The organism is Micromonospora sp. RTGN7 (assembly GCF_033804645.1).
In the GTDB taxonomy this organism is placed as follows: Bacteria; Actinomycetota; Actinomycetes; order Mycobacteriales; family Micromonosporaceae; genus Micromonospora.
The window spans coordinates 66,361-88,484 of record NZ_JAPZLF010000015.1 but is presented as its reverse complement, the minus strand read 5'-3'; the positions used below and the strand labels follow the sequence as shown (position 1 = coordinate 88,484).

The following is a 22,124-nucleotide window of genomic DNA, read 5'->3' as shown; positions in this document are numbered from 1 at the left end:
AATGGCGCGACGACCTGGGCTGGCGGAACACCCCGGGAAACAGTCACCGCTACGAGAGACGTCAGCGCGATCGAAGCTACGGGCGGTACGGCCCTTGAGGACCAACGGCGCTGGATCCGGCGCTAAGGCTCGGGTCTGTTGATGGCGGCGGATGTGCCGTACGTTGATCGGTCGTGCCGAGCAGATTCTTGACGGATGACCAGATCGCGCAGTTCGGCCGGTTCGCGGCTGTGCCTCCTGATCAGGAGGCGTTGGAGCGGTTCCTCTTTCTCGATGACGCTGACCGGGAGTTGGTGGCGACTCGTCGTGGTGATCACAACCGGCTGGGGTTCGTGTTGCAGTTGGTGACGGTCCGGTTTTTGGGGACGTTCCTGCCGGATCCGTTGGATGTGCCGCTGGTGGTGCTGGATTACGTCGCGGCGCAGGTCGGGGCGGCTGACTCGTCGTGTGTGAAGCGGTACACGGAGCGGGAGAAGACCCGGCTGGAGCATCACCCCGGATGGGACGGCGACAACGAGATCAGCTCTGTCTGGAACCGCACCGGTCAGAAGCTGACGATTTTCGACAACGACAACTACACCGGCACGCGAATCTGCCTCAACGCCGGCGAATATGTCGCGGAACTGGGGCCGGAGCGCAGCTTCGACAATGAGGCGGAGAGCTACAAGCTCGCCGGCAACTGTCTCTGATCGATCACAGCCACGCGCGGCGAGGGTGCTGGCCATAGATTCGTATGGCTGGCATCCTCAGCGTCGTGAGCAACTTCGGGGGTGGTCTTCAGGATGGGCATCGGTGTGGGCGCTGACGTCGTCTCGAGCGATGGCCTGACCTACACGGTCGGCCAGACGGTTGCCGTGCGCGAGGCCAGCGTGCGTGTGTCCAGGGGCGAGGTAGTCGCGATCACGGGCCCGTCCGGCTCGGGCAAATCCACTCTGCTGTTCCTGCTCGCGGGAGTGTTGAGCCCGGACAAGGGGTCGGTGTATCTCAACGGCGTCGACCTCAGCGCGGTCGATGACCGCGCACGAGCCGGTTTGCGGCTGCGCCAGTGCGGCTTCGTGATGCAGTTCGGCGACCTGATACCGGAGCTGACGCTGGCCGAGAATGTGGAGCTGCCGTTGCGCCTGACCGGCGTCTCCGCCCGTAAGGCCCGCGCGACCGCGGACGGGCTACTTGCTCGCCTCGGCCTCGACGGTGAGCGGAATCGCACGCCGTCGCGGGTCTCCGGTGGGCAGGCCCAGCGGGCCGCCATCGCGCGGGCGCTCGTGCACCAGCCGAGTGTGGTCTTCGCTGACGAGCCGACCGGCGCGCTGGACTCCCGCTCCGCCGCGCAGTCGCTGTCGGCGCTGCTCGACCTGGCTCGCGCTGGCGGCAGCGCGCTCATCCTGGTCACCCACGCCGCCGAGGTCGCCGCCGAGGCCGACCGGGTCCTGACGATGCGAGACGGCGTTCTGCAAGCATGAGCTACCTCCCGTTCGTGCGGTTGGGATTGCGGCTGTGCCGCGGCGGCGGCGCCACTGGACTGGTCCGCCTGGTACTGCAGGCCGCAGCGGTCGCCTTCGGCGCGTTCGTGCTCCTAGCCACCCTCGCCGCTCCCGGTGTCGCCGAGCGGCAGGACGGCCGCATCGGTAAGCGAGAGCCCGTCCTGGCCACGTCAGCCGGCACGGCGGATTGTCTCAAGCTACGCACCGTCGAGGACAACATCGGCTCCCGTCCGTTACGCCGTGTCGCCGTGTGGAACACCACCGCGCAGTCGCCTCGCCCACCCGGCATGCTGGCCTGGCCAGCGGCCGGTGAGATCGTGGTGTCACCTGCCCTGGCAGAGCTCATCGGCGACGACGCGCGCGCTGCTGCGAGATTCCCGCAGCGTGTCGTCGGCATCGTTGACCCCGCGGGCTTGGTTGCGCCGGACGAGCTGTTGGCCTACGTCGGCGTGCCCGCTGCCGAAGCGGAGCGGGCTGGCGGGACGCAGTGCGTCGAACGGATCGGTACGAAGATCAGGCATCGGGGCGCTTCCTGGGCTGGGGCTGTCGAGGAGGTGCTGCGGCCGGCTGTGCTCGTGCCGGTCGGCATGGCCGTGTTCGTTCTCATTCCTCTGGGCATCTTCCTGGCGGCGTCGGCACGGTTGTCGGCGGCCACCCGGGAACGACGGCTGGCCGCTCTTCGCCTACTCGGGGCCGACGCCCGCCAGACGCAGGTGGTCAACGCCGTCGAGACCGGGGCGGTGGCGGCCGTCGGCGCCGCGATCGGGATCGCCGGCTGGCTGTCCGCGCGCGGCGGAACCGAACAGGTGAGTCTTGGTCACCTGCACTGGTTCGCCGAGGACCTCTCGCTGTCGCCGTTCACGGTCGCGTTGACCGCAGTGGGGCTGCCGCTGTATGCCGTCGCCGTGGCCACCGGCGCGTTCGCCCGCCTGCGCGGCAATCCACTCCACGCCTTCCGCAATGCGGCCAGCCGACGGCCGGCGCTACTGCGGATCGCGCCCATCACCTGCGGAGTCGTCCTCCTGGCCGGCGCAGCGGCACTGCCCGCCACGAGGGCCTTCTGGGCGCTGTTGGCCTTCGCCGCTGGCCTCGTCCTGACAGCCGTAGGACTGCCGCTTGTCACGCCGCTGCTCGTGCAGACCGTGTGGCAGCGCCTCAACCGGCGTCCCGGGCTCCCGCCCGCGCTGCGTATCGCCGGGCGGCGCGCCCTGGCCTCAGACGGCGCCGCGGCCCGGCTCGTCGCGACGGTAGGTGTCACCCTCTTCGCCGCGGGTATCGGCCTCGGCGCCGCGGAGCACGTCCGCCTCGCCGAGTCGTTGGCCACACCGTCCGCGCCGACCCAACTCAAACTCACCCTCGATGGCGCCGTGAACCCCACCGCGCTCGACGCTCTGCGCGCCACCCCGGGCATACGCGGCGCCTCCCAATACGTATACGCCTCGGCGGAACTGGGCGCCGAGAAGCGGGCCGACGTCATGATCGCCTCCTGCGCCGACGTCCGCGGGCTGTTCGACGGCGCGGAAGCATGCAGCCCTGAGCGCGTCTACCGGCTGCACATCAACTCGCCCGACTTCTCCGGCGAGCGACAACTCCCGGCAGGTACCACCCTGCGCCTCGCGCCGGCTGCGGAAACCAACTGTCCCGCGGCGCGGACCATCGTGGCCCCCGCCGACAAGCTTGAGCTGACCCCGAAGCTGTACGCCGACCGGCCCTACCAACTGCTCATCACCACCGCTGCGGACTGCACCGCTGCGCAGACCACCACCGTTCTCCTGCGTAACGAAGCACCCATCCTTGAGCGGGCCCGCCAGATCCTCGCCGCACAAGCGCCCGCATCCAACGTTCAGGGCTTCCTCGGCACCACCCAGGGTCTCGGAGGCGCCACCGTCACGGTGATCATCGGCGCGCTCATGGCCATCACCCTCATCCTGTGCCTCGCCGCACTCGTCGTCGTCGCCGTCGACCGGCTGATCGAACGCCGCAAGCTCATCGCAGCCCTACGGATTGTTGGAGTGCCCCGCCGGACAGAAGCCGCAGCCGACATGGCAGAAGTGGCTCTCCCGTTGGTCATCTCGGCGGCAATGGCGATGGCAGCGACCGCGGGTGCCGTCTACACCGCCATCGAAATCACCGGGGTCACCACGCGCCGGTTTGGGCACATCCTGCTCACACAGGTTGGCCTCACCGCAACCGCCGTCGTGCTGCTCACCGCGGTCGTCTACGTCGGCACCCTGCTCAGAACCAGCAGCGAAGACCTCCGGCGCGAGTAACACCGGGAAGCTCTTGGGATCTGTCTCGATCCGGCGTTCAAGCGGCAGCCCGAGCGGCTGATGACGAGGGCGAAACAACGCGTCCCGTAAACGCTCCTTTGCGGGACGGCCCCTCAAGGTCAACTATTGGAGATGTTCGCGCAGGACGGCGAGTCCCGAAACCCGTCCCAGAACCGGCGTGGCGGAACCGAGATTACGGGACGTTTCCGGGACGATCGGCGGCGTGACTCCCGCCTCCGCACGCCCCGCCTCCGCGCCGCCGCAGCCGCACAACCGGATCCGCGTCGGCTACGCCCGGGTCAGCACCCGCGAGCAAGATCACGACTCCCAACTCGACGACATCAACGCCGCGCACTGCCGCGAGATCATCATCGAGACCGCGAGCACCCGCGGCGACCGTCCCAAACTGCGCACTGCCCTGGACACCCTGCGCCCCGGCGACACCCTCGTCATCCACCGCCCCGACCGGGTCGCCCGCTCAATGAAGGAACTGCTCGTCTTCCTCGAAGACGAACTCCACGCCCGCGACATCACCCTGGAAATCCTCACCGGCATCTGCGCCGGCGTGCACCGCCCCGGCGGCGCCACCCTCGCCGACCGGCTCCTGTTCGCCGTCGCCGCCCTCGCCGCCGAGATGGAACGCGAACTGATCCGCGACCGCACCCTCGACGGACTACGCGCCGCAGCCGCCGCCGGCCGACACGGCGGACGCCCCACCACCGTCACCGACGACATTCTCGCCATCGCCCGCGCACGCCAAGCCCGCGGCGAATCCGTCACCGCCATCGCCAGACACCTCAGCGTCGGCCGCTCCACCCTCTACCGGGCACTACAACCCCTCGACCAGGCGATTACGGCTTAGCGCCGGATCCAGCGCCGTTGGTCCTCAAGGCCCGGTACAGCATGACATCGTACCGGCTGCCCGACCATCATCGCCGGCTGGCGTTTCCGCAGCTTAATGCCAGAAGCTGGCAAGCGATGACAAGCTGGATGCCTAATACTCCAGCCGCACCTGATGAAGTCGGAGTCGTCGCTGGTGGTGGGCTGTTCGGGCGCGGTGCTGGTGTCGGCGACGCCATCGTGACCATCGATGGATGCGGTCGAACGGTCGGGTCGTGGTGATCAGGTGTGCCAGCAGACGTCGGACCTCGCCGAGGGTGTAAGGAATGAGGCCATCATCGGATTCAGCGCCCCCTTTTTGGCCTGCACGGCGGTGACGGCGAGGTATGCGTGGGCGCATAGAACGAGCGTTATGTGGCGGTACCAGGCGTCGTAGCGACGCACCTGGTAATGATCCAGCAAGGACGTCCGGGCGGGAGTTGCCCACCGTGGTGGGGACCCGCTGGTTGCGGGGCACGGCCAGGACGTAGCCGATGCGCTGCTGCTGCAGCCACGTCCGGAACTTCGAGTCCTGCCCGTATGCCTCGTCGGCGGTGACCCACCTTGCCGGCAGTCCGGCGGTGATGGCGCGTTCGAGCATCCGCAGTCCCAGCGCGGGTTTCGTGGCGAACCCGACGCTGGCTGCGATGCCGGCTTCCTCACGGCGGGCGAGATTGTCGCACCAGCCGCGGGGCAGATACAGCTCCCGGTCGATCAGCGTGCGCCCGTGTGGGCCGGCGTAGGCCAGGAACGCCCCGAGCTGGCAGCTCTCCGTCCGCCCCGCTGTGCCGGAGTACTGACGCTGCACCCCCGCCGACTTGATCCCCTTCTTCAGGAAGCCGGTCTCGTCCACCGCAGGCGCGGTCTTGCATAGATGCCTACGACTGGTTGACTTCCGCTATAGACGCCGAAGCATGAACACTCCGAAAAGGAGAGACACGGGATGCCCCGCAAACGGTTTCGTGGTCGCGCAAGTGCCCCTTCCGACCCTGATCCGACAGCGAGCAGGCGCGGGCCGCACCACCGCCTTCCTCGCGGTTTCGCGCCTGGCACCTCGCGAGCACCAGGCGCGAAACTGACATCTACGAGGATTCCAGATCAGCCCATAAACCAGCGCTGTCCAGATTTATTGGCACAAGGAAGGGCCCACACCCCACCGTTATTCCAATTCTCCAGGCAAAGGCCGGTCGCCTTGTTTTGGATCTGCCAGACCGCCTTTCCGGAGGTGTTCACCCTATTGAAATGCCACCGCTGATAATTACCGCCGTTGCAACCCATGACGTAGGGCTCGCCCTGGGCGTTGCTGTCCAGGCATCCATCGGCGTGGAAAATAGTATGCCCGTTGGGCGCATTGTCCTGAACGATCCAAGACTGCCGCGGCTGGCTGCCCAAGATATTGTCGGAGGCATAAATGAAACGAGGGGTTGAAATTGACCAAGTCAAAGTCTTGGTCCACTGGTACTCATTGAAGATCATCCCCCAGGCGTTGACCGAAACATACTGCGCCTGGGCGGGCGTCGCCGTGACCATCGCCGGGGCACCGATCGCCACCACTACCACTGCCAACCTGGCAATGGCTCGTTTGAGACTTCCAACCTTCACGTTCTTCACTCCCATCTCAACGTTCCTACGCGCGAAACTTCTCCGCAACGCACGGGTCGATCACTGCCTGCACATCCATACCTGGAAAACCCGGGCCGATCCCTCCCACCACACAGCGCGTCGGCGGCGGCGAGCGCCTTTGGCCGATCACCTGAGGGGACTACCGGGTGCGATGAAAACCCTCCCCGAGCGTTTCGGCACGTCCAGGTGGGACGAAGCCGAAGGCCCCAATGGGGTTGCTGCGAAAATCAAGCCGGTCAGCGGATGCCGATGAAGGGCGACGTCAATTTATCCGGCGCGTGGAACTCGCTCAGTTCGCCGTGGATCTCGGCCGAAGATAGGGTGCGCTTTGAGCGGGTGCCGCCCTGACCGGCATCGAGGTGCCGATCGCTATCACCGTGACTGACCCGCACACCTCACCCCTCGGCTCCCCCATCTCCGCGCGCGCAAAAGCGCCTCGTAAGCGCCGGAAAGAGTGTCGCATAGGCATTCAAAGATGACAAGGTGGAGCTTCCCAAACTGCGGGCGTTCAGAAAACGAGTTATACGGATAGGAGCCGTCGAAAGTTCACCAGAAAATTTTGTCAGGACGCCGCCGTCGATGTCAGGGCGCTCGGCTGCCGCACCGCTTCGCGGTTTGGCACCGAGTACGAGGACCAGGCCGCAGAATGCCGGCGCCACGCCAAGCCGCCCCCGGTCCGAGGGGCCAGGGGCGGGAAGCCGTACGACGCCGGACAGCCACGCCGAGGGGGTTGCCGAAAGCTAGGAGACGTCGAAGAGCCGGAGGCCGTCGTACTCGGCGTAGTACTTGCCGTTCAAGGTTGCCAGTGGCAGCCGGTCGACCAGGCAGCAAGCCGCGATCCAGGAATCGTTCGTCGGCCGAGGCCGCCCACGATGTTGCGCCCGCTCCTGGAGCTGCCCCCAGGTGGTTGCCACCGCCTCGTCGAAGGGCAGGAGGACGACACCCGACCGCCACTGCGCGAGGTCAGCCAGCTTGCGTGGCCCTCAGCTCCGCAGCACGGTCCACTTGGTCAACTCCCCGAGCGTGACGAAGCTGATGCACAAGGTCTTACCGGCCAGCCGGGCCACGGAGGCGGTCATGTTCTACGAACGCCAGCTTCCGGCCACGAGCACGAACCGGTGAAGCTCGTCCAGACCTATCGCACGCTGGCGCGGAAGCCCTACTTCCGCCGGTATCTCTTCGGTGAGGCGGTGTCCAGTGGTGTGCTCCGTGTTCGCTCAGGGCCGCAGCAGGGCTTTGATGGCGCGGCGTTCGTCCATCGCCCGGTAGCCTTCGGCGGCCTGGTCGAGTGGCAGGGTGAGGTCGAAGACCTTGCCGGGGTCGATCGTGTGGCTGATGATCAGGTCGACGAGTTCAGGCAGGAACCGGCGGACCGGCGCGGGTCCACCGTGCAGGTGGACGTGGGAGTAGAACAGTTCCTCGCCAGGCAGTTGGATGCCGTGGGCGACGCCGACGTAGCCGACGTGGCCGCCGGGGCGTGTGGCGCGGATGGCCTGCATCATCGATTCCTGGGTGCCGACGGCCTCGATGGCCGAGTGCGCGCCGAACCCGTCGGTGAGGTCCTTGATCCGGGTGACTCCGTCGTCGCCGCGTTCGGTGACGATGTCGGTGGCCCCGTATTCGAGGGCGAGTTTCTGGCGGTCGGCGTGCCGGCTCATCGCGATGATCCGCTCCGCACCGAGTTGCTTGGCGGCGAGTACGGCGAGCAGGCCGACGGCTCCGTCGCCGACGACGGCGACGGTCTTGCCGGGCTTGACGTCGGCGGCGACGGCACCGAACCAGCCTGTTCCCAGCACGTCGGAGGCGGCCAGCAGGCTGGGGATCAGGTCCTCGTCGGGCCGCTCGGCGGTGGCGACCAGGGTTCCGTCTGCGAGCGGGACGCGCAGGTATTCGGCCTGCGAGCCGAGCGGTCCGATCCATTCGCGGTGCACGCACGAGGTCTGGTATCCGGCCTGGCAGATTTCGCAGGTGTTGTCCGAGGCGACGAACGAGCCGACGACGCACTGGCCGGGCCGGATCGTGGTGACCTGGCTGCCGACTTCCTCAACGATGCCGATGTATTCGTGGCCCATCGGAGTCGGCCGGTTGACGGGCTCGATGCCGCGGTATGGCCACAGATCGGACCCGCAGACGCATGCGGCGGTGATGCGGATGATCGCGTCGGAGGGTTGTTCGATGCGGGGGTCGTCACGGGTTTCCACCCGTACGTCGCCCGGGCGTACAAGACAGCGCCACGCATGATCGAGAATCCTTCCCAATGGAGTCATTGCGATGCGGGATGGCGCGCCGAACCGAGGGCGGCGGCCGGTTGTCAGTCGGCGGAGGCGAAAACCTGCTTGGCTACCGCCATCGCGGACATTGCTTTCGGCCACCCGGCGTAGAACGCCAGGTGGGTGATGGCCTCGATGAGCTCGGTTTCGGTGAGGCCATTCTGCTTGGCGTAGGCGAGGTGGAAGGTGAGCTGTTCGGTGTTGCCACCGGCGAGCAGGGCGGCCACCGTGATGAGGCTGCGGTCGCGCCGCGACAGTTCGGCCCGTTCCCACACCTGGCCGAACAGCAGATCGTCGGTGTACTCGACCAGAGCTGGGGCGAAGTCGCCGAACATCCCTCGCGCTCCCGGGGTCACCGTGTCGTCAGCCATGCGGTATCTGTCCTTCCTGTGCGTTCTTGCGCTGCGTTATGGCGGCTTGGTCACCTGACTGGTACGACGGTGACCGGGCCTTGTTCGAGCCGGTCCAGCCGGTCCATGCCGGTCTCGACGGTGCCGAGCGGGATGAGGTCACCGTCGTGCCCGACCGGTGACGAAAGCGACCTTACCGGATAAATCGTACGTCGGGTTCATCGAGCAGCACACCCTTTCGGATCTAGGAAGCTCGCCGCCACACCCCGCTTCCTGCCGTCGCCGACAGGCGGCACGCGCAGCTTGTAAGGCGGTTACCGATCCAGCGAACCTCATCCCGTCGGCGCCTGGGAGTCATCAGCCAAACGTGTACCGGCAGGGCACCCCACCCCCCGGCAGTACGCCGTACCGTCGGTGAGATGGACACCGCGTCGAAGTCCGCGACTTCCTCGTCTCCCGACGGGCCAAGATCACCCCGCAGCAGGCCGAATTACCCGACATCGGGCCCCGCCGCGTACCCGGACTGCGGTGCGGCGAGGTCGCCACCCTCGCAGGCGTGAGCATCGAGTACTACTCGAAACTCGAACGCGGCGCGATCACCGGCGTGTCCGCCTCCGTCCTGGACGCCCTCGCCCGAGCCCTGCAACTCGACGACGCCGAACGAGCCCACCTGTTCCACCTCGCCCACGCCGCAGACGGCACCAGCGCAGGCATGCGACCCCGCCGCCGCCCGGCGAAACGATGGACACCCCGGCCCAGCCTGCAATGGGCCCTCGACCGGTTCACCGCACCGGCCATCATCCGTAACGGCCGCATGGACCTCCTGGCAGCCAACCACCTCGGCCGCGCCATGCACGCCACCGTCTACGACACCGCACCCGCCGAGGACTGCCCGAACTTCGCCCGGTTCACGTTCCTGCACCTGGACACCGCACGAGACTTCTACCCCGACTGGGACCTGGCCGCAGACACCTGCGTCGCCATCCTGCACACCGAGGCAGGCCGCGACCCCCACGACAAAGACCTGCACGACCTCGTCGGCGAACTGTCCACCCGCAGCGGACCCTTCCGCCGACGCTGGAGCGCCCACAACGTCAGAGCCCACGGCGCCGGAATCAAACACTTCCGCCACCGCGACGTCGGCAACCTCGAACTCGCCTACGAAAGCGTGGAACTCGTCTCCGAACCCGGCTTCGCCCTCACCCTCTACGTCGCCGAACCCGCCTCACCCACCGCCCAAGCCCTGGACCTTCTAGCCTCCTGGACCGCCACAGATGCAACCATCGGTTCTCGAAGCCGGCCCTCGATCACCTCATCAAGCTCAACACCGCCTCACGGCGTCGACAGCAACGGGTAACGGCGGATGTCGCGCCCTGTCGGCCATCGGCCGACGACCTACACGGTGTGTTAGCAATATTTGGGCTCAATAGTTGACAGGAGACGACCGCATGACCGTCAACGGATCCGGCCAGTTCGCTGGGAAGGTCGCGTTCATCACCGGCGCGAGCAGCGGCATCGGCCGTGCGACAGCGCTCGCATTCGCCCAGCAGGGAGCCAGCGTCACAGTTTCCGCCGAATCCGAGGCGGGCATTGACGAGACAGCTCGCCTCGTCGAGCAGCATGGCGGCCGTGCCCTCGCAGTTCGCTGCGACGTCTCCCGAAGCGACGACGTCGCCGCTGCAGTCGCGGCGACGCTGAAGCAGTTCGGACGGCTGGACATAGCGTTCAACAACGCTGGCGTCGAGCAGCCGCCCACGGCGCTGGCTGATACCAGCGACGAAGACTGGGACCGCATTGTCAATATCAACCTGCGGGGGGTCTTCTACGGCATGAAGCACCAGATTCCCGCCATGCTTGAAACCGGCGGGGGCACGATCGTGAACACCTCCTCGGGCGCTGGAGTGGTTGGCATAGCAGGGCAGGCAGCCTATGCCGCGTCGAAGCATGGCGTCATCGGTCTGACCAAAGCGGCTGCCCTGGACTATGCAGCGTTCGGCGTCCGAATCAACGCCGTCTGCCCCGGCATCATCGACACACCGATGATGGACCGCTTCTCCGGCGGCACTGAGGAAGGCCGACAACGCGTGATCGGTCAGGAACCCATCGGGCGGATGGGACGTCCCGAGGAAATCGCCTCAGCCGTGCTGTGGCTATGCTCCGATCTTGGCGCTTTCACCATCGGCCACGCTCTCGTCGTCGACGGAGGCCAGACCGTCGGACTATGACACCAGGCACGCCTATTCGACACGGCCGTTGTTCGTTGACCGGCCCGTACATCGTGAGGTTCCCCCGATAATGATCTTGCTGGCGAATTTATGTTGATGTTGGTTGAAGTCTCGCCGCCACCATAAACCAGACAGCCGAACAACCGATCGACAATCTCTGACCAGCCAGACTCGACTCACAACGCCAGCAAGGAGAGTTGCGCATGCGTAGCCGCCCACTCGGAACACAAGGACTACAAGTCTCCGCCATCGGCTTCGGTGCCATGGGCATGAGCCAGAGCTACGGACCCGCACCCGACCGGCCCGACAACATCGCCCTCATCCGCGCCGCCGTCGAGCGCGGCGTCACCTTCTTCGACACCGCCGAGGTCTACGGTCCGTTCGTCAACGAAGACCTCGTCGGCGAAGCTCTGCAACCGTTCCGTGGCCAGGTCGCCATCGCCACCAAGTTTGGGTTCGCCTTCGACGCCGACGGCCGCCAAACCGGCCTGTCCAGCCGCCCCGAACACATCAAGCAGGTCGCCGACGCCAGCCTCAAACGGCTGCGCGTCGACGCCATCGACCTTTTCTACCAACACCGCGTCAACCCCGACGTCCCCATCGAGGACGTCGCCGGCGCGGTCAAGGAACTCATCGAGGCGGGCAAGGTCAAACACTTCGGCCTGTCCGAAGCCGCGTCGGACACCATCCGCCGCGCCCATGCCATTCAGCCCGTCACGGCGCTGCAGAGCGAATACTCGCTGTGGTGGCGCCGCCCCGAAACCGACATCCTGCCCACGCTCGAAGAACTTGGCATTGGCTTCGTCCCGTTCAGCCCGCTGGGCAAAGGCTTCCTCACCGGCACGATCAACGCCGACACCACATTCGCCGACAACGACATCCGCACCAGCATCCCGCGCTTTGACACCGACGCGCGGCAGGCCAACCAGACCCTGGTCGACCTGCTCAACACCATCGCCGCTCGCAAGAACGCGACCCCGGCGCAGATCGCTCTGGCCTGGCTGCTCGCGCAGAAGCCGTGGATCGTGCCGATCCCCGGCACCCGCAAACTCAACCGCCTCGAAGAGAACCTCGGTGCCGCCGACGTCCAACTCACCGCCGAAGACCTCCGAGAGATCGAAGACACCTCCGCAAAGATCGAGATTCAGGGCGCGCGGTATCCCGAACAACTGGAACGGATGACCAACCTGTGACCGACCCGATGGGGAGCAGTTTTGGGATGTTTCCCGCCGGGGGCACCTCAAAGATCAGCAGGCCGGGGGTTGACGTGTAGCAGCATGAGGGCGGTGTCGTCGACGGCGTGACCGCCGGCGTATCCGGCCGCGTCCTTCGACAGCCGGGCCAGGGTGTCGGTGGCACCGGCACCGTGGGTGGCGGCCAGCGACTGCGCGAGGCGGTCCTCGCCGAACATGGGCCCCTGGCCGCAGTCGCGGGCTTCGGTGATGCCGTCGGTATAGAGCAGCAGCGCATCGCCGGGATTCAGGTGGAACGCGGTTTCCTTCAGGTGCTCTCTGCCGAGTCGCATCAACGGGCTCAGCAGGATCCCTGCCGCGTCGAGTGGTTCCACCGTCCCGTTCGCGCGGCGGATGAGGGCCGGTGGGTGTCCGGCGCTGGCGTAGTGCCCGTTGACGCCGTCACCGGACGGGCGGAACGTGGCGAGCGCGGCTGTCAGGAACCGGTCGCTGACCTTCTGCTCCAGCATTGCCTCGTGCAGGCGGTGCAGGACCAGGCTGGGCCGGGCGTGCTGGGTGGCCTCGGCGCGGATCGTGTACCGGGCCAGGGCGGTCACCTTCGCGGCGTCGATGCCCTTGCCGCACACGTCACCCATCACGGCACACCATGCTTTGCCGCGAGTGCGGAACAGGTCGTAGAAGTCGCCGACCACGTCCGCGCCGGCCACCCCGGTGGTGTCGGCCGGCAGGTGTACGGCGGCGACGTCCATGCCGGGCGCGCTCGGCAGCCGTGGTGGCAGGAGGCTGTCCTGGAGGGTCCGGGCGAGTGCCGAGGAGGCGTCGCCTGCGGTGCGGGCGTCGTGCAGCGCCTGACGCAGGGCGATCTCGGAGGTCACCGAACGGGCCAGGATCCGCAGCGCCTCGCGCTGCGGCTTGGTGAAGGGCCGGGCTGCGTCGTCGACCACGCAGAACCCGCCGAGTACCTGTCCATCCGGTGATAGCACCGGGTAGCCGGCCCACGCGCCGATGCCCAGCACCTCGACTGCGGCCAGATCCTTGATCCGAGGATCGGTGACGGCGTTCTCGGCGATCAGCGGCTCGCCGGTGCCGATCAGGATGTGGCACGGGCTGTCCCGGATGTCGTTCTCCCGACCGACTGTCGGGTCTACGCCAATCGCGCTCTTCCAGAACGACCGGCGGCCGTCCGCGACGGTGAAGAACGCCATCCGGGTGCCGGTGACGGCCAGAGCCAGCCGCGCGAGGTCATCGAACGTGCCCTCGGCGGCGGTGTCCAGCAACCCAGAGGCGGTGACCGCTGCCAGTCGTGCCGGGTCAAACACGGCCGGTGGCAGCTCGCCCGCCGGAGGGATGGCCTCCTTGGCCATCACGCTGTTCCTCCTGCCGCTGTCGCTTTCAGGGCTCCCGCTCCTGTTCCCGTGTTCCGAACTGAAGTGAAGAATAGTGCCCCGTCCAGGCGATGGACAGGACGCAGAACACCAGGCACGGGAGTGCCTGGTTGCAGGTGGGCGGGTATCCAGCGCGATCCAGGACCGAGCCGGGGTGAGCAGGAGCCGGCGGCCCGCAGGCGATCGACGTGGCCGTTGTATGGGCCGGGACCATGTTCAGGGGTTCGTCGGCGTTCCTCTGCCCAGGGAGCATGCCTGACAGCCCGCAGCGGGCGGGCCCCGGTGAACGCCGGAACGCCTCGGACGACGCCCGATCCGGCACGCTCGCCGCCGGCTCGGCACGAACTGCTCATCGCCATGGCCGACCTCGCGGGCCTGCCTACATCGCCCGAGACCTCGGCGCGCACGCCAGCGCCGCCGAGTACACGCGAGTCGCGCTGTCCGTTCCCGTCACGGACTGCTCTCCATGCTCAGCGCGTCTCGCCGAAAGGCTCACCACCGTCGGGGCCGCCGAGTTCACGTCGGATGAAGTCGAAGATCTCGGCGTCGGTCGCGTCGTCGAGGGTCTGCGCGACCGGCTTCTCCTCGACCGCCCGTTCGTCGCCCCACCGGCCGACGAACGCCTGCAACTGGACCATCAGCTTCTGCCGGGTCAGCCGGTCCGGTGCGCCGGCCGCGAAGACGGCGTCGAGCCGTTCCAGTTCCGCCAGCAGCGGCGCCGCCGTCGAGCCGCCGCCCTCGACCAACTGGTCGCGCAGGTGCCGGGCCAGCACGGCCGGCGTCGGATAGTCGAACACCACGCTCGCGGGCAGTTGCACCCCGCTGGCGGCACGGAGCCGGTTGCGCAACTCCACGGCCGTCATCGAGTCGAAGCCGACCTCCCGGAACGCGCGGTCCGGTTCCAGCCCTCCACCGTCGGCGTGGCCCAGCACGCTGGACGCCTGCGCGCACACCAGGTCGACGAGGATCGCCTCGCGTTCCCCCGCGCCGAGCGGACGCAGCCGGTCCCGCAGCGCCGCCGCTGTCTCGTCGTCCGCCGGCTGGCGTACGTCATCGGCGGGCAGCGCCTGCCGCGCCTCGGGGATCCCGGTCAGCAGCGGGGCTGGACGCAGGGCGGCGAAGGTCGGCACGAACCGCTCCCAGCGCACGTCCGCCACCACCACCGACGCCTCGTCCCGGACCGCCCGGGCGAGGGCCTCGACGGCCAGCTCCGGCGGCAGCCCCGGCAGCCCGAGGCGGCGCAGCTGCTCCAGCTCCGGCGACGCCCCACCGTCGGCCTGCCACGGCCCCCACGCCACGTCGGTGGTCGGCAGGCCGCCGTGCCGACGGTTGGCGGCCAGCGCGTGCAACAGCGCGTCCCCGGCCGCCTGACCGGACCGGCCCCCCGCCCCCCACACCCCGGAGGTGGAGGTGCAGAGCACGAAGGCATCGACGCTCGGGTGGGCCAGCTCGTCGGCGTACCGGGGAATGTCGCCCACGGTCGCGACAAGGTCCGCGGCCAGGCCCTCGACGGTCAGCTCGGCCAACGGCACCGACCCGGTCTCCGCCGGCAGATGGACCACCGCCGTCACCGGCCGGCCCTCGACGGCCAACCGTCCCATCAGGTCGGTGAGCTTGCCCGCCGCCGGTCCGGCCAGCGACAGCACCTCCGCGCCCTGCCGGGTCAGCCATCCGCCGGTGTGCCGGGCGAGTTCACCGGCACCACCGGTGAGCACGACGGTCCCGTGCGGGGTGTACCCCCGGGCGGTGGCCGCCGGGCGGGAGGTGTCCCGGACGAGACGTCGGGTGTGCACCTCGGCGCCCCGGATCGCGAGCTGGTCCTCCCCATCAACGTTGGTGAGGGCGGCGACCAGCGCCGCGTACGCCGCCTCGTCGGGGGTGCCCGGCAGGTCCACGACTCCCCCGACGTGCCGGGGGTGTTCCAGCGCCGCGACCAGGCCGAGGCCCCAGGTGGTCGCCTGGGTCGGGTGGGCGACCGGCTCGTCGTCGACGGCGACAGCACCGGCGGTGGCCAGCCACAGCGGCACGGCCGGGCCGCCGGGCCGGGTGTGCGCCTGCACCAGCAGCAGGTTCGCCGCCAGCCCGGTCGGCAGGGCGGTCTGCTCGGGGTGCGGGGCCTCGTCGAAGGCCAGCAGGGACAGCAGCGCCGTCGGCCGGTGCTCCGCGCCGAGCCGGTCGAGGTCGGCGGCCAGGGTCTCCCGGGTCACCGAGGCCGGGTCGACCGTCAGCACGTGCACGGTCGCCCCACCCGCGGTGAGCGCGGCGACGATCCCGTCCGGGGCCTGCTGCCGTGGGGCCACCACCAGCCAGCTGCCCGGGTCGCCGACGGCCACCGACCGCCGCCGCCAGGTGACCCGGTACCGCCACCCGTCGAGGGTGCCGTCCCGGTGCTGGCGACGCCGCCACGAGCCGAGCTCCGGCAGCGCCTCGCTCAGCGGCTGGTTCGGGTCGATGCCCAGCCGGTCCAGGTCGCCGTCGGTGACCGCCCGCCAGAACTCGTCGTCCACCGGGTCGGTGGTCGACGCCGGGGACAGGGTCAGCGTCGGCCAGTAGCGCTGCGGCTGGAACGCGTACGTGGGCAGCTCCGGCAGTTCGCGGGGCGTCGGGGGCGGCCCGGCGAGCGCGCCGAGCGCCGCCGCCCAGTCCACGTCCCGGCCGCCGGCGTGCAGGGCGGCGAGGGCGGCCAGCAGGGCGGCCGGCTCGTCCGCGCCGGCCCGCAGCGCCGCCACGGCGCTGCCGTCGGACTCGGTGGGGAGCAGGCCGGCGGTCAGCGCGGTCAGCACGCCCTGCGGGCCGAGCTCCAGGAAGGTGTCCACCCCGGCGTCCCGCAGGGCGGTGATCCCGTCGGCGAACCGGACCGCCTCCCGCACGTGTCGCACCCAGTATTCCGGGGTGCGGATCTCGGCCGGGTCGGCCGGCGCGCCGGTCAGGTTCGACACCACCGGCAGCGCCGGGGCGGAGAACGTGAGGGTGTCGAGGACGGCCCGGAACTCGGCCAGCATCGGCTCCACCAGCGGGCTGTGGAACGCGTGGCTGACCGTCAGCCGGCGGGTCCGCGCGCCCCGCTCCCGCCACACCCGCTCGACCTCGTCGAGGGCGTCGAGGGCCCCGGAGACCACCACGGCGTCCGGCCCGTTCACGGCGGCGATACCGACCCGGTCGGCGAGCCCGCCCAGGGTGGCGAGCACGTCGACCTCGGGCGCGGCGACCGCGAGCATCCCGCCGCCGGCGGGGAGCGCCTGCATCAGCCGGCCCCGCGCCGCCACCAGGGCGCACGCGTCCGCCAGGGAGAACACCCCGGCCACGTACGCGGCGGCGACCTCGCCGATCGAGTGGCCGGCCACCTGGGCGGGGACCACACCGAAGGATTCGACGAGCCGGAACAGCGCCACCTCGACGGCGAAGAGCCCCGCCTGGGTGAACACGGTCCGGTCCAGCAGCTCCGCCTCGGCGGTGCCCTCGGCCGCGAAGAGCACCGGCTTGAGCGGCTGCGGCAGCAGCCCGTCGAGCAGCGCGCAGACCTCGTCCAGCGCCACGGCGAAGACCGGGAACGCGGCGTACAACTCCCGGCCCATGCCGGCGCGCTGGGCGCCCTGCCCGGAGAAGAGGACGGCGAGACCACCGGAGCGACGTCGGGCCGTGACGAGCGCGGGGTGCGGCTCCCCCACGGCCAGCGCCCGCAGCGCCGCCGACCGGGTCGGCCGGTCCGCCGCGACCACGACCGCCCGGTGGCCGAGGTGGGCCCGTCCCGCCACCAGTCCCCAGGCGATCCGGGCGGCGTCGTCCGCTTCGGCCGCCACCCCGTCGGCCAGCCGGCCGGCCTGGCCGCGCAGCCCGGCCAGGTCCGCCCCGGAGAGCAGCCACGGCAGGGAGATGGTGGCTGGCTCCGGGTCGGCCCCGCGACCGCCCGCCGCGACGGCCGTCCCGGCGGGTGCGGTCTCCGGGGTCGGGGCGGCGGGCGGCTCCTCCAGGATCACGTGGGCGTTGGTGCCGCTGATCCCGAACGAGGAGACCCCGGCCCGCCGGGGTTGGTCCGTCCCGGTCCACGGCCGGGCCTCGGTGAGCAGCGCCACCGCACCCGACGACCAGTCCACGTGCGGGGTGGGCGCGTCGACGTGCAGCGTCGCCGGCAGCACCCCGTGCTGGAGCGCGAGCACCATCTTGATCAGGCTGGCGGCGCCCGCAGCGGCCTGGGTGTGCCCGATGTTCGACTTCACCGAGCCCAGCCAGAGCGGCCGGTCCGCCGGCCGTCGGCGTCCGTACGTCGCCTGCAACGCCTGCGCCTCGATCGGGTCGCCGAGGGTGGTGCCGGTGCCGTGCGCCTCCACCGCGTCGATGTCGGCGGGCGTCAGGCCGGCGTTGGCCAGCGCCTGCCGGATCACCCGCTGCTGCGCCGGCCCGTTCGGCGCGGTCAGGCCGTTACTCGCGCCGTCCTGGTTGACCGCGCTGCCACGGACCACGGCGAGGATCCGGTTGCCGTCCCGCTGCGCGTCGGAGAGCCGTTGCAGCAGCAGGACGCCGACGCCCTCGCCCCAGCCGGTGCCGTCCGCGCCGGCGGCGAACGCCTTGACCCGTCCGTCGGCGGCGAGGCCGCGTTGCCGGGAGAACTCCATGAACGCCCCCGGCGTCGACATCACGGTCACCCCGCCGGCCAGCGCCAGGTCACACTCGCCCGAGCGCAGCGCCTGGGCGGCCAGGTGCAGCGCGACCAGGGACGACGAGCACGCCGTGTCGACGGTGACCGCCGGGCCGTGCAGCCCGAAGGAGTACGCCAGCCGGCCGGAGACCACCGACGCGCCGTTGCCGGTGGCCTGGTAGCCCTCGACCTGGTCCCGGGCACCGAGCAGCAGGGTCGCGTAGTCCTGCCCGTTGGTGCCCATGAAGACGCCGGTGGCGGAACCGCGTACCCGCTGCGGGTCGATGCCGGCCCGCTCGAACGTCTCCCAGGTGGTGTGCAGCAGCAGCCGCTGCTGCGGGTCCATGGCCAGGGCCTCGCGGGGGTTGATCCCGAAGAACGCGGCGTCGAAGTCCGCCACGGCGTCGAGGAAGCCGCCGCTGCGGGCGTAGCTGGTGCCCACCCGATCCGGGTCGGCGTCGTAGAGGGCGTCGAGGTCCCAGCCCCGGTCGGTGGGCATCGGCGTGACCGCGTCGACGCCGTCGGCCAGCAGCCGCCACAGCTCCTGCGGGGAGGAGACTCCGCCGGGGAAACGGCAGGCCATGGAGACGATGGCGATCGGCTCGTCCACCGCCGGCCGGGCCGCGACCGCGCGGGCCGCCGGGTCGCCGTCGGCCGCGCCAACCACCAGTTCGGTACGCAGGAAGCGGGCCAGTTCCGCCGCCGACGGGTGATCGAAGACCACGGTCGACGGCAGGGTCAGCCCGGTAGCCCGGCCCAGCCGGTCGCGCAGTTGCACGGCGGCGAGGGAGTCGAAGCCGAGTTCCCGGAACGCCCGGTCGGCCGGCACCTGGTCGGTGGAGCTGTGCCCGAGCACCGCCGCCGACTCCGCCCGGACCAGGTCGACCAGCAGGGTCTCCTGGCCGGTCGGCGGCAGCGCGGCGAGCCGGGACCGCAGCCCGTCGGTGACGGCGTCGGTGGCCGGCCGCTCCGGTTCCTCGGTGACAGCCGGGGCGACCCGGTCGAAGAGGTGACTCGGCCGCGCCGCGGTGAAGGCCGCGACGAACGTGGACCAGTCCACCTCGGCGATGACCGGCGCCGGCTCGGGGGCGTTCACCCACCGGCCGAGCGCCGCGACGGCGGCGTCCGGCGAGAGCGGGGTGAATCCCCGCCGGCGCAGGCCCTCGGCGGTCTCCCCGGCGGCCATGCCGTCGGACGCCCAGGGCCCGTAGGCCAGGGCGGTGGCGGGCAGGCCGGCGGCCCGGCGGGCGGCGACGAGGGCGTCGAGCAGGGCGTTGCCGGCCGCGTAGCCGGCCTGCCCGCCGCCACCCCAGACGCCGGCCACCGAGGAGAACACGACGAAGGCGTCGAGGTCCCGGTCCCGGCACGCGGTGTCCAGGTGCATCGCCCCGAGGACCTTGCCGGCGAGGGTCTCCGACAGGTCGCTGTCGGTCATCGCGTACGCGGGTACGGCCCCGCCGGACGCGCCGGCGGTGTGCACGACGGCGGTGAGCGCCGGCAGCTCGGCGACCAGGGCGGTGACCGCCTCGGCGTCGGCGACGTCGCAGGCGACCATCCGCACCGCTCCCCGTTCGGCGAGGGCGTCGACCAGTTCGGCCGCGCCGGGGGCGTCGGGGCCCCGGCGGGAGGCCAGCACCACCTCGGCGGCGCCGTTGGCCAGCAGCCAGCGGGCCGTGTGCCGGCCCAGCGCGCCGGTGCCGCCGGTGACCAGCACCGTGCCGGTCGGACGCCAGCCCGGCCCGGTGGGCGGGGCGGCGGGGACGAGCCGGCGACCGAAGATGCCGTTGCGGCGGATCGCCACCTGGTCTCCGGTGCCGTCGGCAAGCACCGCGACGAGCGCGGCGCGGGTGCTCCGGTCGGCGCGGGCCGGCAGGTCGACCAGGCCGCCCCAGCGGTCGGGCTGTTCGAGGGCGACGGCCCGGCCGAGGCCCCAGGCGAGCGCCGCCCAGCTGTCGCCGGCCCGCTCGCCGGCCGTGACCGGCATGGCGGCGCGGCTGAGCGCCCACACCTTCCCCGGCAGGCCAGCGTCGGTCAACGCCTGGGTGAGCGCGAGCAGCACCGCCGTGCCGGCGGGCACGGCCGGCGCGTGCGGGACGGGCCGGTCCTGCCGGGGCAGCACGCAGAGCACCCCCGTCCAGCCGTCGACGCCGATGCGGCGCAGCCGGTCGGCCAGTTCCTCCCGGCCGCAAGCCGGCGGCACGGTCAGGGTGTCCACCCGAGCGCCGGCTTCGGTGAGCGTCTTCGGTACGCCCGCGTCGGTGCCGCCGCCGACGGTGACGACGAGCCACCGGCCGGAGAGCCCGGCCGCCGAGGCGGGCCGCACCGGCTCCCAGCCGACCCGGTACGACCAGCCGTCCAGGGTCGTGTCCCAGTTCCGGTTCCTGCGCCACTGCGACAGGGCCGGCAGGGCCGGGGTGAGGGCGTCCACGGCGTCATCGCCGAGCTCGGTGGCGAGGGCGGTGAGGTCGCCGCGTTCCACGGCGGCCCAGAACCCGGCGTCGCCGCCGTCGACGGGCGCGGCCTGCAGCCGGGACACGGCCTCGGGCCAGAACCGCTGGTGTTGGAACGCGTACGTGGGCAGCTCCACCCGGGCCGCGCCGGCGTCGGCGAACCACGACTGCCAGGTCACCGGCACACCATGAACATGCAACCCACCCAACGCCGCCAACAGCGCCTGAGCCTCCGACCGATCCCCACGCTGCACCGCAACCGCAACGACAATGTCCTCGGCCGGCAGAACATCGGCAGCCATCGCCGTGAGCACACTGCGCGGGCCGACCTCCAGGAACGTGCCCACCCCGGCAGCACGCAGCGCGGTCACCCCGTCGGCGAAACGAACCGCCTCCCGAACATGCCGCACCCAGTAATCAGCCGAAGTAATCTCCTTCGGATCCGCCAACGCCCCCGTCAGGTTCGACACCACCGGCACCAACGGCACGGCGAACGTCAACCCGTCAAGGACCGTGCGGAACTCCGCCAGCATCGGCTCCATGAGCGGGCTGTGGAACGCGTGGGACACGGTCAGCCGACGGGTACGCGCACCCCGCTCCCGCCAGCCGGCCTCCACCTCGTCCAAGGCGTCCACGGCACCGGAGACGACGACCGCGTTCGGCCCGTTGACGGCCGCGATCCCGACCCGGTCGGTCAGGCCGGTGAGAGACTCCACCACCTCCGCCTCGGACGCGGCCACGGCCAACATCCCGCCGCCGGCCGGCAACGCCTGCATCAACCGACCCCGCGCCGCCACAAGTTGACACGCATCGGCCAGGGAAAGCACACCGGCCACATACACGGCCGTGATCTCACCAACCGAATGCCCACCCACGAAGTCCGGCACCACACCGAAGGACTCCACCAGGCGGAACAACGCCACCTCAACCGCGAACAACCCCGCCTGCGTGAACAGAGTCTGATCCAACAACTCCGCCTCGGCGGAACCCTCCGCCGCGAAAAGCACCTCGCGCAGCGGGCGAGGCAGCAGCGGATCCAACACCGCGCACACCTCGTCCAAGGCCGACGCGAACACCGGGAACACCGCCGACAGCTCCCGACCCATGCCGGCGCGCTGCGCACCCTGACCGGAGAAGAGAACGGCGAGGTGACCGCGCTCGGTGGCGGAACCGGTGACCAGGGCACCGGACGGCTCCCCGTCGGCGAGGGCGGTCAGCGCGGCGAGTAGGCCGTCGCGGCCGGCGGCCGTCACCACGGCCCGCCGCTCCAGGGCCGGTCGGGTGATCACCGACGACCACGCCACATCCACCGGACGCAGCGCCTCGTCGCCGGCCAGCCACCGCACCCACCGACCCGCCTGC

At 70.3% G+C, this 22,124-nt stretch carries 14 protein-coding genes and 1 pseudogene (1 of these 15 running past the window's edge); 7 read left to right on the top strand and 8 right to left on the bottom strand.

All coding sequences use genetic code 11. The features are described from left to right. Positions 1–188: 188 nt before the first annotated feature. From SNR22_RS21500 to SNR22_RS21485, 4 genes are all read left to right on the top strand, one after another. Positions 189–689, top strand: coding sequence for a DUF4158 domain-containing protein (locus SNR22_RS21500; protein WP_320068428.1), 501 nt, complete (start codon positions 189–191; stop codon positions 687–689). Between the two features lie 93 nt (positions 690–782). After that, the gene (locus SNR22_RS21495) at positions 783–1,460 is read left to right on the top strand and encodes an ABC transporter ATP-binding protein (RefSeq protein ID WP_320068427.1); all 678 of its coding nucleotides are present in this window, start codon (positions 783–785) and stop codon (positions 1,458–1,460) included. Then, complete coding sequence (locus SNR22_RS21490) at positions 1,457–3,751, top strand: FtsX-like permease family protein (RefSeq protein WP_320068426.1); 2,295 nt, start codon at positions 1,457–1,459, stop codon at positions 3,749–3,751. The genes SNR22_RS21495 and SNR22_RS21490 overlap by 4 nt, the downstream gene beginning before the upstream one ends. A gap of 223 nt (positions 3,752–3,974) precedes the next feature. Beyond that, on the top strand, positions 3,975–4,613 hold the full coding sequence (locus SNR22_RS21485; RefSeq protein ID WP_320068425.1) for a recombinase family protein: 639 nt from the start codon (positions 3,975–3,977) through the stop codon (positions 4,611–4,613). A gap of 474 nt (positions 4,614–5,087) precedes the next feature. Here SNR22_RS21485 and SNR22_RS21480 read toward each other — a convergent pair. The 6 genes and pseudogenes from SNR22_RS21480 to SNR22_RS21455 form a co-directional block, all read right to left on the bottom strand. Next, positions 5,088–5,483 (bottom strand): annotated as a pseudogene (locus SNR22_RS21480) (transposase); the annotation flags it as partial. A gap of 245 nt (positions 5,484–5,728) precedes the next feature. After that, the gene (locus tag SNR22_RS21475) at positions 5,729–6,247 is read right to left on the bottom strand and encodes a hypothetical protein (protein WP_320068424.1); all 519 of its coding nucleotides are present in this window, start codon (positions 6,245–6,247) and stop codon (positions 5,729–5,731) included. 242 nt (positions 6,248–6,489) lie between these two features. Continuing rightward, positions 6,490–6,645, bottom strand: a complete 156-nt coding sequence (locus SNR22_RS21470; protein ID WP_320068423.1) for a hypothetical protein — start codon at positions 6,643–6,645, stop codon at positions 6,490–6,492. 348 nt (positions 6,646–6,993) lie between these two features. Next, the gene (locus tag SNR22_RS21465) at positions 6,994–7,185 is read right to left on the bottom strand and encodes a hypothetical protein (RefSeq protein ID WP_413775679.1); all 192 of its coding nucleotides are present in this window, start codon (positions 7,183–7,185) and stop codon (positions 6,994–6,996) included. A gap of 285 nt (positions 7,186–7,470) precedes the next feature. Continuing rightward, complete coding sequence (locus SNR22_RS21460) at positions 7,471–8,625, bottom strand: zinc-dependent alcohol dehydrogenase family protein (protein ID WP_320068421.1); 1,155 nt, start codon at positions 8,623–8,625, stop codon at positions 7,471–7,473. Continuing rightward, complete coding sequence (locus SNR22_RS21455) at positions 8,565–8,894, bottom strand: carboxymuconolactone decarboxylase family protein (protein ID WP_320068420.1); 330 nt, start codon at positions 8,892–8,894, stop codon at positions 8,565–8,567. The genes SNR22_RS21460 and SNR22_RS21455 overlap by 61 nt, the downstream gene beginning before the upstream one ends. A gap of 448 nt (positions 8,895–9,342) precedes the next feature. On the opposite strand from SNR22_RS21455, the gene SNR22_RS21450 reads away from it, so the two are divergent. The 3 genes from SNR22_RS21450 (at position 9,343) to SNR22_RS21440 (ending at position 12,291) form a co-directional block, all read left to right on the top strand. Then, positions 9,343–10,230, top strand: a complete 888-nt coding sequence (locus SNR22_RS21450) for a helix-turn-helix transcriptional regulator (protein WP_320068451.1) — start codon at positions 9,343–9,345, stop codon at positions 10,228–10,230. A 91-nt stretch (positions 10,231–10,321) separates the two neighbouring features. After that, positions 10,322–11,098, top strand: coding sequence for a glucose 1-dehydrogenase (locus tag SNR22_RS21445; RefSeq protein ID WP_320068419.1), 777 nt, complete (start codon positions 10,322–10,324; stop codon positions 11,096–11,098). 203 nt (positions 11,099–11,301) lie between these two features. Beyond that, positions 11,302–12,291 carry an aldo/keto reductase gene (locus SNR22_RS21440; protein ID WP_320068418.1) on the top strand — a complete coding sequence of 330 codons (990 nt, stop codon included), beginning with the start codon at positions 11,302–11,304 and terminating at the stop codon, positions 12,289–12,291. A 47-nt stretch (positions 12,292–12,338) separates the two neighbouring features. Here the strand turns inward: SNR22_RS21440 and SNR22_RS21435 are convergent, their stop codons facing one another. Together SNR22_RS21435 and SNR22_RS21430 are read right to left on the bottom strand one after the other, a co-directional pair. Then, positions 12,339–13,655 (bottom strand): GAF domain-containing SpoIIE family protein phosphatase, encoded by a 1,317-nt coding sequence (locus tag SNR22_RS21435; protein ID WP_320068450.1) that lies wholly within the window; start codon positions 13,653–13,655, stop codon positions 12,339–12,341. Positions 13,656–14,146: 491 nt separating this feature from the next. Further along, a protein-coding gene (locus SNR22_RS21430; RefSeq protein WP_320068417.1) for a type I polyketide synthase crosses the window boundary here: on the bottom strand, positions 14,147–22,124 show its 3' end. It continues 22,049 nt past the right edge of the window; 7,978 of the gene's 30,027 nt are visible here — the last part of the coding sequence; its start codon lies off the right edge, out of view; it ends in the stop codon at positions 14,147–14,149.

Excerpts from the sequence above, each read along its gene's own strand:
- SNR22_RS21495 (WP_320068427.1), top strand. The coding sequence starts at position 783 with ATGGGCATCGGTGTGGGCGCTGACGTCGTCTCGAGCGATGGCCTGACC.
- SNR22_RS21490 (WP_320068426.1), top strand. The coding sequence starts at position 1,457 with ATGAGCTACCTCCCGTTCGTGCGGTTGGGATTGCGGCTGTGCCGCGGC.
- SNR22_RS21475 (WP_320068424.1), bottom strand. The coding sequence starts at position 6,247 with ATGGGAGTGAAGAACGTGAAGGTTGGAAGTCTCAAACGAGCCATTGCC.
- SNR22_RS21455 (WP_320068420.1), bottom strand. The coding sequence starts at position 8,894 with ATGGCTGACGACACGGTGACCCCGGGAGCGCGAGGGATGTTCGGCGAC.
- SNR22_RS21445 (WP_320068419.1), top strand. The coding sequence starts at position 10,322 with ATGACCGTCAACGGATCCGGCCAGTTCGCTGGGAAGGTCGCGTTCATC.
- SNR22_RS21440 (WP_320068418.1), top strand. The coding sequence starts at position 11,302 with ATGCGTAGCCGCCCACTCGGAACACAAGGACTACAAGTCTCCGCCATC.
- SNR22_RS21435 (WP_320068450.1), bottom strand. The coding sequence starts at position 13,655 with ATGGCCAAGGAGGCCATCCCTCCGGCGGGCGAGCTGCCACCGGCCGTG.